Annotated in this window: 13 protein-coding genes and 4 tRNA genes; 15 read left to right on the plus strand and 2 right to left on the minus strand. The window is 50.8% G+C overall.

Features of this window, described 5'->3' with window-relative positions; translation table 11 throughout:
- Positions 1 to 62 precede the first annotated feature (62 nt).
- The 12 genes from recA (at position 63) to luxS (ending at position 9,714) form a co-directional block, all read left to right on the plus strand.
- Positions 63 to 1,127 (plus strand): recombinase RecA, encoded by a 1,065-nt coding sequence (recA, locus tag V2154_RS03465; RefSeq protein WP_034787594.1) that lies wholly within the window; start codon positions 63 to 65, stop codon positions 1,125 to 1,127.
- A 224-nt stretch (positions 1,128 to 1,351) separates the two neighbouring features.
- Positions 1,352 to 1,921, plus strand: a complete 570-nt coding sequence (gene recX, locus V2154_RS03470; protein WP_353503906.1) for a recombination regulator RecX — start codon at positions 1,352 to 1,354, stop codon at positions 1,919 to 1,921.
- Between the two features lie 138 nt (positions 1,922 to 2,059).
- Positions 2,060 to 4,687 carry an alanine--tRNA ligase gene (alaS, locus tag V2154_RS03475; protein ID WP_353501077.1) on the plus strand — a complete coding sequence of 876 codons (2,628 nt, stop codon included), beginning with the start codon at positions 2,060 to 2,062 and terminating at the stop codon, positions 4,685 to 4,687.
- Between the two features lie 256 nt (positions 4,688 to 4,943).
- Positions 4,944 to 5,129, plus strand: a complete 186-nt coding sequence (gene csrA / locus V2154_RS03480; RefSeq protein ID WP_013574027.1) for a carbon storage regulator CsrA — start codon at positions 4,944 to 4,946, stop codon at positions 5,127 to 5,129.
- Between the two features lie 327 nt (positions 5,130 to 5,456).
- Positions 5,457 to 5,549 (plus strand) — tRNA-Ser (locus V2154_RS03485).
- 8 nt (positions 5,550 to 5,557) lie between these two features.
- A tRNA-Arg gene (locus tag V2154_RS03490) sits at positions 5,558 to 5,634 on the plus strand.
- A gap of 111 nt (positions 5,635 to 5,745) precedes the next feature.
- Positions 5,746 to 5,822: transfer RNA gene (locus V2154_RS03495), tRNA-Arg, on the plus strand.
- Between the two features lie 182 nt (positions 5,823 to 6,004).
- Positions 6,005 to 6,081, plus strand: a tRNA-Arg gene (locus V2154_RS03500).
- Between the two features lie 321 nt (positions 6,082 to 6,402).
- Complete coding sequence (yqaB, locus tag V2154_RS03505; protein WP_185688492.1) at positions 6,403 to 6,969, plus strand: fructose-1-phosphate/6-phosphogluconate phosphatase; 567 nt, start codon at positions 6,403 to 6,405, stop codon at positions 6,967 to 6,969.
- A complete protein-coding gene (locus tag V2154_RS03510) occupies positions 6,966 to 7,394 on the plus strand; it encodes a YqaA family protein (protein WP_353501078.1) in 429 nt (142 codons plus the stop codon). Before yqaB ends, V2154_RS03510 begins: the two co-directional genes overlap by 4 nt.
- 84 nt (positions 7,395 to 7,478) lie before the next feature.
- Positions 7,479 to 9,041, plus strand: coding sequence for a glutamate--cysteine ligase (gene gshA / locus V2154_RS03515; protein ID WP_353501079.1), 1,563 nt, complete (start codon positions 7,479 to 7,481; stop codon positions 9,039 to 9,041).
- A 157-nt stretch (positions 9,042 to 9,198) separates the two neighbouring features.
- Positions 9,199 to 9,714 carry an S-ribosylhomocysteine lyase gene (luxS, locus tag V2154_RS03520; protein WP_353501080.1) on the plus strand — a complete coding sequence of 172 codons (516 nt, stop codon included), beginning with the start codon at positions 9,199 to 9,201 and terminating at the stop codon, positions 9,712 to 9,714.
- Positions 9,715 to 9,786: 72 nt separating this feature from the next.
- Here luxS and V2154_RS03525 read toward each other — a convergent pair whose 3' ends face one another.
- Entirely contained in the window at positions 9,787 to 11,076 is a 1,290-nt protein-coding gene (locus V2154_RS03525; protein ID WP_353501081.1) for an HlyC/CorC family transporter, read from the minus strand.
- A 51-nt stretch (positions 11,077 to 11,127) separates the two neighbouring features.
- Entirely contained in the window at positions 11,128 to 11,919 is a 792-nt protein-coding gene (locus V2154_RS03530; protein WP_353501082.1) for a cytochrome C assembly family protein, read from the minus strand.
- A 162-nt stretch (positions 11,920 to 12,081) separates the two neighbouring features.
- Between V2154_RS03530 and ffh the strand changes: the two genes are divergently transcribed.
- The 3 genes from ffh to rimM all read left to right on the plus strand — a co-directional run bounded on the left by ffh (position 12,082) and on the right by rimM (position 14,438).
- Positions 12,082 to 13,443 (plus strand): signal recognition particle protein, encoded by a 1,362-nt coding sequence (gene ffh, locus V2154_RS03535; protein ID WP_353501083.1) that lies wholly within the window; start codon positions 12,082 to 12,084, stop codon positions 13,441 to 13,443.
- Between the two features lie 179 nt (positions 13,444 to 13,622).
- A complete protein-coding gene (gene rpsP, locus V2154_RS03540) occupies positions 13,623 to 13,871 on the plus strand; it encodes a 30S ribosomal protein S16 (protein ID WP_034787667.1) in 249 nt (82 codons plus the stop codon).
- An 18-nt stretch (positions 13,872 to 13,889) separates the two neighbouring features.
- Positions 13,890 to 14,438, plus strand: coding sequence for a ribosome maturation factor RimM (gene rimM / locus V2154_RS03545; RefSeq protein WP_034787669.1), 549 nt, complete (start codon positions 13,890 to 13,892; stop codon positions 14,436 to 14,438).
- The last annotated feature ends 36 nt before the right edge of the window (positions 14,439 to 14,474 follow it).

The raw sequence follows: 14,474 nt of genomic DNA on the forward strand, positions 1-14,474 counted from the left end.
CATAAATTACATTCAGTGACGTCAGTGAAGTAATTCACTCCACGTCAGACGAAGGAGCAAAAATGGCTATTGATGAGAATAAGCAAAAAGCGTTAGCTGCAGCACTGGGCCAGATTGAAAAGCAATTCGGTAAAGGCTCCATCATGCGTCTCGGTGAAGATCGCTCTATGGACGTTGAAACGATCTCCACCGGCTCTTTGTCTTTGGATATCGCCTTGGGCGCTGGCGGATTGCCAATGGGCCGTATCGTTGAAATCTACGGGCCAGAATCTTCCGGTAAAACCACGCTGACTCTGCAAGTTATCGCAGCGGCGCAGCGCGAAGGTAAAACTTGTGCATTTATCGATGCCGAGCACGCCCTTGACCCGATTTACGCTAAAAAGCTTGGCGTTGATATCGACAATCTGCTGTGTTCACAGCCAGATACCGGTGAGCAAGCGTTGGAAATCTGTGATGCGCTGACTCGTTCTGGCGCGGTTGATGTGATCATCGTCGACTCCGTTGCAGCACTGACGCCAAAAGCTGAAATCGAAGGCGAAATTGGTGACTCTCACATGGGCCTTGCGGCACGTATGATGAGCCAGGCAATGCGTAAACTTGCGGGTAACCTGAAAAACGCCAACACCCTGCTGATCTTCATCAACCAGATCCGTATGAAAATTGGTGTGATGTTCGGTAACCCAGAAACCACTACCGGTGGTAACGCGCTGAAGTTCTACGCCTCTGTCCGTCTGGATATCCGTCGTATCGGCGCTATCAAAGAAGGTGACGTGGTTGTAGGTAGCGAAACGCGCGTTAAAGTGGTGAAGAACAAGATTGCTGCACCATTTAAGCAAGCTGAATTCCAGATCATGTACGGCGAAGGCATCAACATCAACGGCGAGCTGGTTGATCTTGGCGTTAAGCACAAGATGATTGAGAAAGCAGGCGCATGGTACAGCTACAACGGCGAAAAAATCGGTCAGGGTAAAGCTAACGCAAGTAACTTCCTGAAAGAAAACCCGAAAGTGGCTGCCGAGCTGGACAAAAAACTGCGTGACCTGCTGTTGAGCGGCACCGGTGAAATCAGCGCTACTGCTACCGTTGAAGACTTAGACGATAACGTAGAAACCAGCGAAGAGTTTTAATAGCGAAAGCTTTAATTAACGCTGGAACCTGAGCCTTCGGCTCAGGGGATATACGCGGTCGATAAAATGCCAGCCTGAGTTTCAGGCTGGCATTTTGCCAATATGAGGTACCCACTATGTCCGATGATAAAAAGGTCAATCTCGACGATTTACTGAATCAACATGGGGGCGATGAAGGTTCCTCTATGTTTAGCTCGCCACCCAAAGAGGGCGATGCAGCCAAAATTAACGCCTTAATCAGCCGTGCGATGCGTTTACTGTCGCAGCGCGACCATGGCGAAATGGAGCTGCGCAAAAAACTTCTTACCCCTCCCGTTGCTTTCAGCAAGCCAAGTTATTCAAAGCCCGCCAAACCTAAAGCACAAAAATCTAGCCTGTCGTTTTCTAAAGAGTGGCAGGAAGAAGAAATTCAGCAAAAAGCCGTGCGCTTGCCGCCAGAAGAGATTTCTCCCGAGCACGTGCAGTCCGTGATTGATTACTGCTACCAACATAACTGGCTGGATGACGCTAAATTTGCCGATCGCTATATCTCAGGCCGTAGCCGAAAAGGCTATGGCGCGCAGCGTATTCGTTCCGAATTGCAGCAAAAAGGTGTCGATAAAGAGCTTGTTGCGACAGCCTTCGAAGAGAGCGACGTAGACTGGTGCGCTTTAGCCCGCGATATCGCAGTGCGGAAATTTGGTGAACCTTTGCCAACCGAATGGAAAGAAAAATCAAAAGTTCTGCGTTATATGCTCTACCGAGGCTTTTTTCAGGAAGAGATCCAGTCTATTTATCGCGATTTTGATGATTGACCGCATACGGGATTTTACTTCCCAGCGAAGAAATTTTATCTTATCCACACTTTTTGTTCGTGGGCCGTACAGTCTGCCGCTGAATTCAGCGCTTTCTTGCTTACGAACCGTTTCTTCAAGCCAGATTCCGGGACATTTATGAGCAAGAGCACCGCTGAGATCCGTCAAGCGTTTCTCGATTTCTTCCACAGTAAGGGACACAACATTGTTGCAAGCAGTTCGCTTGTCCCGAATAACGACCCGACACTGCTGTTTACTAACGCAGGGATGAACCAATTTAAGGATGTTTTCCTCGGATTAGATAAGCGCGACTACAGTCGCGCTACGACTTCCCAGCGCTGCGTTCGCGCAGGCGGAAAGCACAATGATCTGGAAAACGTCGGTTACACCGCGCGCCACCACACCTTCTTTGAAATGCTGGGCAACTTCAGCTTCGGCGACTATTTCAAGCATGATGCCATTAGCTACGCCTGGGAATTATTGACCGGCGAAAACTGGTTCAATCTGCCTAAAGAGAAGCTGTGGGTCACAGTGTATGAAACTGATGACGAAGCTTTTGATATTTGGGAAAAGCAGGTTGGTGTGCCTAAAGAGCGCATTATCCGCATCGGCGACAATAAAGGCGGCGCGTTCGCTTCTGACAACTTCTGGCAGATGGGCGACACCGGTCCTTGCGGCCCATGTACTGAGATTTTCTACGATCACGGCGACCACATCTGGGGCGGCCCTCCGGGCAGCGCTGAAGAAGACGGCGACCGTTATATCGAAATCTGGAACATCGTCTTCATGCAGTTCAACCGTCAGTCAGACGGCACCATGCTGCCGCTGCCTAAGCCGTCGGTTGATACCGGTATGGGCCTGGAGCGTATCACTGCTGTCATGCAACATGTGAACTCCAACTACGATATCGATCTGTTCCAGAAACTGATTGCTGCCGTGGCGCAGGTTACTGGTGCAACTGACCTGAACAACAAGTCACTGCGCGTTATCGCTGACCACATCCGTTCTTGTGCATTCCTGATCTCCGATGGTGTTATCCCGTCGAATGAAAACCGCGGCTACGTGCTGCGCCGCATCATTCGTCGTGCTATCCGTCACGGCAACATGCTGGGCGCGAAAGACACCTTCTTCTATAAGCTGGTTGCGCCACTGATTGAAGTCATGGGCCCGGCAGCAGAAGAGTTAAAGCAGCAGCAGGCGATGGTTGAGCAACTGCTGAAAACCGAAGAAGAGCAGTTTGCCCGTACTCTGGAGCGCGGTTTGGCGCTGCTGGATGAAGAGCTTTCCTCTTTGAAAGGCGACACGCTGGATGGCGAAATCGCTTTCCGTCTGTATGACACCTTCGGTTTCCCGTTGGACTTGACCGCTGACGTTTGCCGCGAAAGAAATCTGAAAGTTGACGAAGCTGGCTTCGAGAAAGCGATGGACGTTCAGCGCCGTCGTGCGCGCGAATCTAGCGGCTTCAGCGCAGATTACAACAGCATGGTACGCGTTGATGGCGTGACTCAGTTCTCGGGTTATGAGCATGCAGAGCGTCATTCAAAAGTGGTTGCTCTGTTTGTTGATGGCCAGCCAGTGGAAGAGATTCAGGCCGGGGTTAACGCTATCGTTATCCTTGATGACACGCCATTCTACGGCGAGTCAGGCGGTCAGGTGGGTGATAAGGGCGAGCTGAAAACGGCCTCCGGCATCTTCACCGTTTCCGACACCCAGAAATATGGCAAAGCCATTGGTCATCAAGGCTCGCTGAATGCAGGCAAACTGAGCGTGGGTGACAGCGTTGAAGCTGAAATCGACGCTGCTCGCCGCGACCGCATTCGCCTGAACCACTCGGCGACCCACTTACTGCACGCCGCGTTGCGTCAGGTGCTGGGCAAGCATGTGGCGCAGAAAGGCTCGCTGGTTAACGATAACTACCTGCGTTTTGACTTCTCCCACTTCGAAGCCATGAAACCGGAAGAAATTCGTCAGGTTGAAGACTTGGTGAATGCGCAGATTCGTCGCAACTTGCCGGTTGAAACCAAAATCATGGCGCTGGATGATGCCAAAGAGCAGGGCGCAATGGCGCTGTTCGGCGAGAAATACGAGGACAATGTTCGCGTACTTTCTATGGGCGACTTCTCCACTGAGCTGTGCGGCGGCACCCATGCTAGCCGTACCGGCGACATCGGCCTGTTCCGTATTCAAAGCGAATCGGGCACTGCCGCAGGTATCCGTCGTATCGAAGGCATCACCGGCGAAAACGCTATTGCATCACTTCACCAACAGAGTGATTTGTTGCAAGACGTCGCGCATCTGGTGAAGGGCGATGTAAACAGCGTCTCAGAGAAGATTCGTACTTTGATCGAGCGTTCGCGCCAGCTGGAGAAAGAACTTCAGCAGGTGAAAGGCCAACAGGCTGCGCAGGAAAGTGCTTCACTTTCTAGTCAGACCAAAGAAGTCAAAGGGGTTAAAGTCCTTGTCAGCCAACTGGATAATGTCGAGCCGAAAATGCTTCGCACCATGGTTGATGACCTGAAAAATCAGCTGGGCTCGGTGATTATCGTTCTGGCAACCATCGCTGACGATAAAGTCAGCCTGATTGCTGGTGTCACCAAAGACCTGACCGATCGCGTTAAAGCAGGCGAGTTGATTGCCTCTATAGCGCAGCAGGTAGGGGGTAAAGGTGGTGGCCGTCCTGATATGGCTCAGGCAGGTGGTAGCGATGTTCAGGCACTTCCTGCAGCCCTTGCCAGTGTAGAAGCTTGGCTTGAAGCTAAGCTGTAATAAGAAATAAATCACTACACAAAGAAACGCCATAATGTATTGTGCACTATGGCGTTTTCGCTATCGCAGGTTGGGTAGGCCAGGCTAGAAAACCCACAATCGCCTCGTTTTCGGCTAAACTTAAAATATGCACGGCTGAGGTCGCAGGCTAGTTAAGTTTTATGTGGGGGTCATGGCTTACGTTTTACCCGTGGTTGATAGATAATGGCCGGGAAACTGAGAGACCCGACTCTTTTAATTCTTCAAGGAGCAAAGAATGCTTATTTTGACTCGCCGAGTTGGTGAAACCCTCATGATTGGCGATGAGGTAACTGTTACCGTGTTAGGCGTAAAAGGTAACCAGGTGCGTATTGGTGTTAACGCGCCAAAAGAGGTCTCTGTGCATCGTGAAGAGATTTATCAGCGCATTCAGGCTGAGAAGTCTCAACAAACGAGTTACTGATTTACCAGGCGTCTCGCCGATGGCGAGGCGCTGACCTTCTTATTTCGCGTTTAAGCGTTATCCCTTCCTGTTTTCCCCTGTTTTATTCTCTGTTTTTTCCCTTGCTTCAGCGACGCCGTAAACAGTTATCTCTAGAAAATATCCGGTGTTTTTGCCAATAAGAGGCTCTTTTTGCCTTGAAACTGTGCAGGTTGCGCGTGAATTGTTCAAACGAACGAATGTTAGAAAAAAAGGGTTTGACTTATAAGCCCGTGAAAGTAATATGTGCGCCACGCAGTGCCGATGAGCTTAAACAAAGTTAGTCAGCACAACTCGAAAGAGGCGTATGGTGAGGTGGCCGAGAGGCTGAAGGCGCTCCCCTGCTAAGGGAGTATGCGGTCAAAAGCTGCATCCGGGGTTCGAATCCCCGCCTCACCGCCATTTAAAATGCACCCATAGCTCAGCTGGATAGAGTACTCGGCTACGAACCGAGCGGTCGGAAGTTCGAATCTTCCTGGGTGCACCATACTTTCCAAAGCGTATGTTGATTTGCAATCAAATGAGCGTGATGGGCAGAAGCGAAAGCCACTGTAGTACGGAAAAATGGTCAGGTAAAATCTGCAGTAAGAATCAAAATGCACCCATAGCTCAGCTGGATAGAGTACTCGGCTACGAACCGAGCGGTCGGAAGTTCGAATCTTCCTGGGTGCACCATATTTTGTGTGTGTTGAAGCGATTGTGAACATCATATATTGCACTCAGCAGACAGATTGCACGAAGGAAGATAACGTTGCTTTAGCAACGGCCCGTAGGGCGAGGCGATAGCCGAGTAATCTTCCTGGGTGCACCATTCTTTCTTTGTATTTTCCCAGATAAAAACTCAGCACTACCCCAATGCACCCATAGCTCAGCTGGATAGAGTACTCGGCTACGAACCGAGCGGTCGGAAGTTCGAATCTTCCTGGGTGCACCATATTCCACGCTAGTCGCAGCAACCACGGTATTACCACGGTATTACCATGGCAGGCATGCTGGCAGCGAGCACGAAGGAAGATAACGTTGCTTCAGTAACGGCCCGCAGGGCGAGGCGCTAGCCGAGTAATCTTCCTGGGTGCACCATATTAGAGAAACCCGCTTCGGCGGGTTTTTTGCTTTTTAGACTCTTTCCTCCCTACTGCCGTTACCCCACTGATATTGCGGCTTTTCAATTGTGTACCCTTCCTGACAAAAAGCGACAATCAATAGACTTTGCGCTAAAGTAGTTTCCTGTTTTTATCGCGAGCAGGAGTACAAGATGTACGATCTCTACGAGGGTTTGATCTTTGATATGGATGGAACCATATTGGATACAGAACCTACGCACCGTCAGGCTTGGCATCAGGTATTGTCGAAATACGCCATGCGTTATGACTTCGAGCAGATGATTGCTCTGAATGGCTCTCCGACGTGGCGAATCGCGAAATTCATCATTGATGACAATCAGGTCGATATGGATCCACATCACTTAGCTGCCGAGAAAACCGTAGCAGTGCGAGAGATGTTGCTCGATACCGTCCAGCCTCTGCCTCTGATCGAGGTGGTGAAGTCTTATCATGGCCGACGCCCTATGGCGGTAGGAACCGGCAGTGAGCACGACATGGCGGACGCTCTCCTGCGCCACCTTGGCCTGCGCCACTGCTTTGATGCCATCGTCGGTGCTAACGATGTTCAGAACCATAAGCCTGCCCCAGACACCTTCTTGTTGTGTGCCCAATTGATTGGCGTGCCGCCAGAGAAGTGTGTGGTGTTCGAAGATGCAGATTTTGGTATTGAGGCGGCGAAACGCGCCAACATGGCCGTCGTGGATGTCCGCAAACTTTGAGCAGTACGCTAGCACTGATTTCGTTATTCAGTAGCAGCTTCCTCAGCGCAACGCTGTTGCCGGGGAACTCAGAGATTTTGTTAGTTGGCCTGCTGACAGCAGGCAGTGCGTCACCACTTTTATTAGTGCTCGCTGCATCTTTTGGCAATACCTTAGGGGGTATTACCAATATCATAATCGGCCGATTACTGCCTAAACTTAAACCTCAGCGAGGTTTAGACACTGCGCTGGGGTGGTTGAACCGTTTTGGCCCAGCCGCGCTGCTGCTCAGTTGGTTGCCGGTGGTGGGCGATGTTTTATGTGTGTTAGCTGGCTGGTTGCGTATGCCTTGGGGACCCGTGGTGTTTTTCCTGTTGATAGGGAAAACAGTGCGTTATGTGGTGTTAACTGCCATAACGTTACAGGGGCTCTCTTGGTGGAATTAGATTGAGATCGCTTATCATAATGGTTACATCTATGCAGATTCAGTATGCTTGCAAATTAATGTCTTCAAATAGCGGGAGGTCAATTTGATCCCGGATGTATCTCAGGCGCTTTCCTGGTTGGAAGCCCATCCTCACGCAGTAAAAGGAATTCGCCGCGGCGTTGAGCGCGAAACACTTCGCGTCAATGCCGATGGCTCGCTGGCGACCACTGGACACCCGGAATCTTTAGGCTCTGCGCTGAAGCATGATTGGATCACCACTGACTTCGCTGAATCTTTGCTGGAGTTCATTACTCCGGTTGATGGTGATATCGATCACCTGCTGACTTTCCTGCGCGACATTCATCGCCACGTGGCTCGTGAGCTGGGTGAAGAGAGAATGTGGCCATTCAGTATGCCTTGTTTCGTGGAAGCGGAGCAGGACATCGAGCTGGCGCAATATGGCTCCTCGAACATCGGCCGCTTGAAAACGCTCTATCGCGAAGGTTTGAAGAATCGTTATGGTGCCTTGATGCAGATTATTTCTGGCATCCACTATAATTTTTCTTTGCCGATTGAGTTCTGGCAGGCGCGCTTAGGGATTGCTGACGCGGAAAGCGGTAAAAACGAAATTTCTGCGGCTTACTTTAAGTTGATCCGTAACTACTATCGCTTTGGTTGGGTGATCCCTTATCTGTTTGGTGCTTCACCGGCTATCTGTTCTTCGTTCATCAAAGGACGTGAGACGGATTTACCGTTCGAGTACACCGAATCAGGGATGTGCTACTTGCCGTACGCCACGTCGCTGCGATTGAGCGATTTGGGCTACACCAATAAAAACCAGAGCAATTTAGGTATCACCTTTAACGATCTTGAGACTTATGTACAAGGCGTTAAAAAGGCCATTCGTACGCCATCGGCTGAATATGCCGCTATGGGCGTGAAAAAGGATGGCAAATATCTGCAGCTCAATACCAATGTGTTACAGATTGAGAACGAGCTTTATGCTCCGATTCGCCCAAAACGCGTTACGCGCTCAGGGGAAACGCCTTCAGATGCTCTGATGCGCAGTGGGATTGAGTACATTGAGGTGCGTTCGCTGGACGTCAATCCATTCTCGCCGATCGGCATCGACGCCTCTCAGGCGCGTTTCCTCGATCTGTTTTTGATATGGTGTGCTTTGGCCGATGCGCCAGAGATGGACAGTGACGAGCTGTTTTGTACTCGTCAAAACTGGAATCGCGTCATTCTGGAAGGACGCAAGCCGGGGCAAACTATTGGTATGGGTTGTCACGATGAGCGTAAACCGCTCGCCGAAGTAGGCAAGGCCCTGTTTGCTGACCTGCGTCGCGTGGCCGAAGTTTTGGATAGCCAGAATGGCAACCAAGAGTACCAGGACGTGTGCAGTGAATTGGTGGTAGGGTTTGATGACCCGGATCAGACTTACTCGGCGCGCATACTGCGCGAGATTAAGGCCGCTGGAAAAAGCAGTCTTGGTCTGGAGTGGGCGGATAAGTATCGCCAAATGCTGCTGCAGGAACCTTTAGAAATTCTAACACCTGAAGCGCTCGCGGCTGAATGTGCTGCATCTTGGCAGAGACAGCGTGACCTTGAGGCAAATGATAAACTAAGCTTTGAAGAGTATCTGGCTGCGTTAGCGGCTGGCTAAAAAAGAAAAGGCCACAATCAATGTGGCCAAACAAACATCTCTGTTTACAGGGATGATGATAACAAATGCGCGTCTTTCAAATATTCAGACCCGCATTATGGGAAAAGGTTTCCTGAGTTCGATAAAAAACATTTTTTTCTTTAGGAGAGGTGACGATATGCCACTGTTGGATAGCTTTACCGTAGACCATACCCGTATGGCAGCACCTGCCGTTCGCGTCGCGAAAACCATGAAAACTCCACACGGAGACACCATTACAGTATTCGACCTGCGCTTCTGCCGTCCGAATATCGAAGTGATGCCTGAGCGTGGTATCCACACACTGGAACACCTGTTCGCAGGCTTCATGCGTAACCATCTCAATGGTAACGGTGTTGAAATCATTGATATTTCACCAATGGGCTGCCGCACAGGGTTCTATATGAGCCTGATTGGCGTACCGAGTGAGCAGTTGGTTGCTGATTCATGGAAAGCCGCGATGAAAGATGTGCTGAAAGTCACTGATCAGCGCAAAATCCCTGAGCTGAACGAGTATCAGTGCGGGACTTACGAGATGCATTCTCTGAAAGAAGCGCAAGAAATTGCTCAGCACATTGTGGACAGTGAAGTGGGTGTTAACCACAACGATGATCTGGCTTTGCCGAAAGAGAAGCTGACTGAACTCCACATCTAGTTTGGTGTAGAACTTCAGAGCACAAAAAAAAGACGCGATTTCGCGTCTTTTTTTTGCAGCTGATTCAACGATTTAGTGCCGATTCACCGAGGTTTGCAGTGACTGCATCGGTCGCACCTGAACTTGTTTAATCATATTGTCCTGCACCGCCAGAATCTCCACCTCGTAATTCTCAATGCGTAGGTGAGCGCCCACTTTCGGAATTTCTTCCAGCACTTCAAGCAGCATGCCGTTCATGGTGCGCGGGCCATCTTCCGGCAATGTCCAGTTGAAGGCTTTATTCAATTCACGCACGTTGGCACTGCCTTCAATCACGACTGAGCCATCGCTCTGCGGCGTGACTTCTTCCGCGAGGGTAGGTGACATCGAGGTAGTAAAGTCGCCGACAATCTCTTCAAGGATGTCTTCCACCGTCACCAGGCCCTGAATATCGCCATATTCGTCGACCACGATGCCCACTTTCTTCTTGTTTCGCTGGAATTTCACTAACTGAATGTTGAGCGGCGTACCTTCTGGAATGAAGTAGATTTCATCTGCGGCGCGCAGTAGGTTCTCTTTGGTGAACTCTTTTTTCTCGGTCATCAGACGATAGGCTTCGCGCAGGCGCAGCATGCCAATGGCGTCATCCAGAGAGTTGCGATACAGCACGATGCGCCCGTGCGGGGAGTGCGTCAGCTGGCGAATGATTGACTTCCAGTCGTCATTGATGTCGATACCCACTATCTCATTGCGCGGCACCATGATGTCGTCCACGGTGACTTTTTCCAGATCCAACACCGAAAGCAGCATGTCCTGATTGCGACGAGAAATTTGCGAGCGGGACTCATTCACGATGGTGCGCAGCTCTTCTTTACTCACCGCGTCACTGATCCCCACGTTGGTTTTTACCCCAAACATGCGCATCAGCAGGCGTGACAGGCTGTTGAGGATCCACACCAGCGGCATCATAATGGTTTGCAGCGGGCGCAGCAGCAGGCTGCTTGGGAAGGCGATACGCTCAGGATTCAGCGCGGCAAAAGTCTTCGGCAATACTTCGGCAAACAGCAGAACCACAAAGGTCAGAATACCGGTCGCAATCGCCACGCCGGCGTCGCCATATAGGCGGATACCCACAATTGTTGCCAGTGCAGAAGCAAGGATATTGACCAGGTTGTTGCCGATAAGCACCAGGCTGATCAGTTGGTCCGGGCGCTTAAGAAGTTTTTCCACACGGCGGGCACCGCGATTGCCCTGCTTGGCAAGGTGGCGTAACCGATAGCGGTTGAGAGTCATCATGCCGGTCTCGGAGGCAGAAAAATAAGCCGAAACCACTACCATAATGATCAGCGTGATAATGAGGGTAGTTGTCGAGACGTGCTCCAACGGGAGATTCCTTCTTTATGAGATAGATGGCGATCAATCCGCCAATGTTTATTAGTGAGTCATGAACTGCTGAATCATGCGGCTGCCAAAATAGGCCAGCGTCAGCAATACTGCTCCTACCATGCTAAACCACACCACGCGACGACCGCGCCAACCTTCATGATAGTGCCCCCACAGCAAAACGATATAGACAAACCATGCGAGAATCGACAATACCGCCTTGTCGATATTTTCCCGGCTGAACAAATTGTCCATATAAAGCAGGCCGGTGCATAACGTCAGGGTCAGCAAAATCACCCCAACTTGGGTGATGTGGAACAGCTTACGCTCAATGGTCATCAGCGGCGGCATATCCGCGGTGAATGACAGCCGCTTGTTCTTCAGCTGATAGTCCAGCCACGCCAGTTGCAGGGCATAGAGCGCCGCAATAATTAAAGTGGCGTAAGAGAATAGGGCCAGGCCGATATGCACCAGCAGCCCTTTGCTCTCCTCCAAATGAGTAATGAATTCGCCCGGCAGGAAGGTCACAAAGGCCAGATTGATCAGCGCAAAGCTGTAAACAATGGGTAAAATAAACCAGCCACGGTTGCGCGAAGCGACGATGGTCATTACCGTACAGATGATCAGACTGATGACCGAGCCGATATTGACCAAGCTTAGGTTCTGACCCGTACTGACATCGAAGATGCGTTGCTGGAGCGCCACCGCGTGGCAAACCAGCGCGACGATCACCGAAATCAATGCTAAACGCCGATATGCACTTTTGTTCCTGATAATACTAGGAACGATCAGGGCAAGGCTGAGCAGATAGGCCAACATGGCGACAAGTGCAAAAACTGACATAGCGTTCGTTAGCATCAAAAATGAATGAGACTGACAGTATAACGTTACGCACGTCACGCTCCAACCTATCTGAGACGCCAAAGCAGAGATCGTCAACGCTTCGTGTTATAATCCCGCAATTGTGTCGCTAAGGCGGCCTGTCATTACGTTGAGCAAGAGACGATGTTTGAGAATTTAAGCGATCGATTGTCGCGCACACTGCGCAATATCAGCGGCCGTGGGCGGCTGACCGAAGAGAACATTAAAGAAACGCTGCGTGAAGTTCGCATGGCGCTGCTTGAGGCGGACGTTGCTCTGCCAGTGGTGCGCGACTTCATTAACCGGGTGAAAGAGAGCGCCGTTGGCCATGAAGTCAACAAGAGCCTCACGCCAGGGCAGGAATTCGTCAAGATCGTCCAGAAAGAGCTGGAAACAGCCATGGGCGAGGCTAACGCCGAGCTGAACCTCGCCGCGCAGCCGCCGGCCGTGGTGCTGATGGCGGGTCTGCAAGGTGCGGGTAAAACCACCAGTGTCGGTAAACTGGCGAAATTCCTTAAAGAGAAGAAAAAGAAAAAAGTGCTGGTTGTCTCTGCCGACGTTTACCGTCCGGCGGCGATCAAGCAGTTGGAAACGCTGGCTGAACAAGTCGGTGTGGATTTCTTTGCGTCTGATGCGCAAGAGAAGCCGGTTGATATCGTTAACCGCGCGCTGCAGCAAGCTAAACTCAAATTCTATGATGTCCTGATTGTCGATACCGCCGGCCGTTTACACGTCGATGAAGCGATGATGGAAGAGATCAAACAGGTTCACGCCGCTATTAAGCCGGTTGAAACCCTGTTTGTGGTCGACGCCATGACCGGTCAGGATGCGGCGAACACCGCCAAAGCCTTTAACGAAGCTCTGCCATTAACCGGCGTGATCCTGACGAAAGTCGATGGTGATGCCCGTGGCGGTGCCGCGCTGTCTATTCGCCACATCACCGGCAAGCCGATTAAATTCCTCGGTATGGGTGAGAAAACCGACGCGCTCGAGCCTTTCCACCCGGATCGCGTGGCTTCCCGCATTCTGGGAATGGGCGACGTTCTGTCGCTTATCGAAGATATTGAGAGCAAAGTTGACCGCGCACAGGCTGAGAAGCTGGCGAGCAAGCTGAAGAAGGGCGATGGCTTTGATTTGACCGACTTCCTCGATCAACTCAAGCAAATGCGCAACATGGGCGGCATGGCCAACATGATGAGCAAACTGCCGGGCGTGGGTCAGCTGCCGGACAACGTGAAGTCGCAGATGGACGATAAAGTGCTGGTTCGCATGGAAGCTATCATCAACTCGATGACGCTGAAAGAGCGCGCCAAGCCTGAAATTATCAAAGGTTCCCGTAAGCGCCGTATCGCGCTGGGTTCCGGTATGCAGGTTCAAGACGTAAACCGCTTACTCAAACAATTCGACGACATGCAACGCATGATGAAGAAGATGAAGAAAGGCGGCATGGCCAAAATGATGCGTGGCATGAAGGGTATGATGCCACCGGGTTTCCCAGGCCGTTAATCAACATAACTGGCTAGCTTTTTAGCCAGTTACCTCACTCAAGCAAATAGCGTCGGGGTTAATCTACGCTTTCGATTGCTTTTTGCGCCAAAATGAGTAAAATTTTCGGGCTTTTTATATTGCAACCAGACCCCGTTCCCCGATGGGGTCTGGTTGTTTTATTAACTAAAGAGGATGTTATGGTAACAATTCGTTTAGCACGTGGCGGCGCAAAAAAGCGTCCGTTTTATCAAGTAGTAGTGACCGACAGCCGCAACGCTCGTGATGGTCGTTTCATCGAGCGCGTAGGTTTCTTCAACCCATTGGCTTCTGGCCAGGCTGAAGCACTGCGTCTGGACCTGGATCGTATTGCCCACTGGCAAGAACTGGGTGCAACCGTTTCTGATCGCGTTCACGCGCTGATCAAAGACGCTAAGAAAGCGGCTTAATCTGTCGCGGTGGTAACAATGAGCAAACAACTCAATCCAGTGACGCCCGCTGAGCCGATAGTTCTCGGCAAAATGGGGTCAACGTACGGCATTCGCGGTTGGCTCAGAGTGTTTTCATCCACCGAAGACGCCGAAAGCATCTTCGAATACCAACCGTGGTTTATCCAACGGGGTGGTCAGTGGCAAGTTATCGAGCTGGAAGGCTGGAAACGCCACACTCAGGATCTGATTATCAAAGTCAAAGGCGTTGATGATCGCGATGCCGCGAATCTTCTGACTAATTGCGAAATTATCGTCGATTCAAAGCAACTTCCACCACTGGAAGAGGGTGACTATTACTGGAAAGACCTTTTTGGTTGCCAGGTAGTGACAACTTCCGGTTACGAGCTGGGCAAAGTCATCGATATGATGGAAACCGGTTCTAACGATGTGATGGTTGTAAAAGCAAACCTGAAGGATGCATTCGGAATCAAGGAGCGGTTGATTCCGTTCCTCGATGGGCAGGTTATCAAGAAAGTCGATCTCACTACTCAAAGTATTGAAGTAGATTGGGATCCTGGTTTTTGACCTCCGTAGCTTTTACTGACGTATTTTGTACCGAAG

The sequence above is a fragment of the Ewingella sp. CoE-038-23 genome (genome assembly GCF_040419245.1).
In the GTDB taxonomy this organism is placed as follows: Bacteria; Pseudomonadota; Gammaproteobacteria; order Enterobacterales; family Enterobacteriaceae; genus Ewingella; species Ewingella allii.

Coding starts and splice junctions, on each gene's coding strand:
- rpsP (WP_034787667.1), top strand. CDS start 13,623: ATGGTAACAATTCGTTTAGCACGTGGCGGCGCAAAAAAGCGTCCGTTT.
- recA (WP_034787594.1), top strand. CDS start 63: ATGGCTATTGATGAGAATAAGCAAAAAGCGTTAGCTGCAGCACTGGGC.
- V2154_RS03530 (WP_353501082.1), bottom strand. CDS start 11,919: ATGTCAGTTTTTGCACTTGTCGCCATGTTGGCCTATCTGCTCAGCCTT.
- ffh (WP_353501083.1), top strand. CDS start 12,082: ATGTTTGAGAATTTAAGCGATCGATTGTCGCGCACACTGCGCAATATC.
- alaS (WP_353501077.1), top strand. CDS start 2,060: ATGAGCAAGAGCACCGCTGAGATCCGTCAAGCGTTTCTCGATTTCTTC.
- rimM (WP_034787669.1), top strand. CDS start 13,890: ATGAGCAAACAACTCAATCCAGTGACGCCCGCTGAGCCGATAGTTCTC.
- luxS (WP_353501080.1), top strand. CDS start 9,199: ATGCCACTGTTGGATAGCTTTACCGTAGACCATACCCGTATGGCAGCA.
- csrA (WP_013574027.1), top strand. CDS start 4,944: ATGCTTATTTTGACTCGCCGAGTTGGTGAAACCCTCATGATTGGCGAT.
- yqaB (WP_185688492.1), top strand. CDS start 6,403: ATGTACGATCTCTACGAGGGTTTGATCTTTGATATGGATGGAACCATA.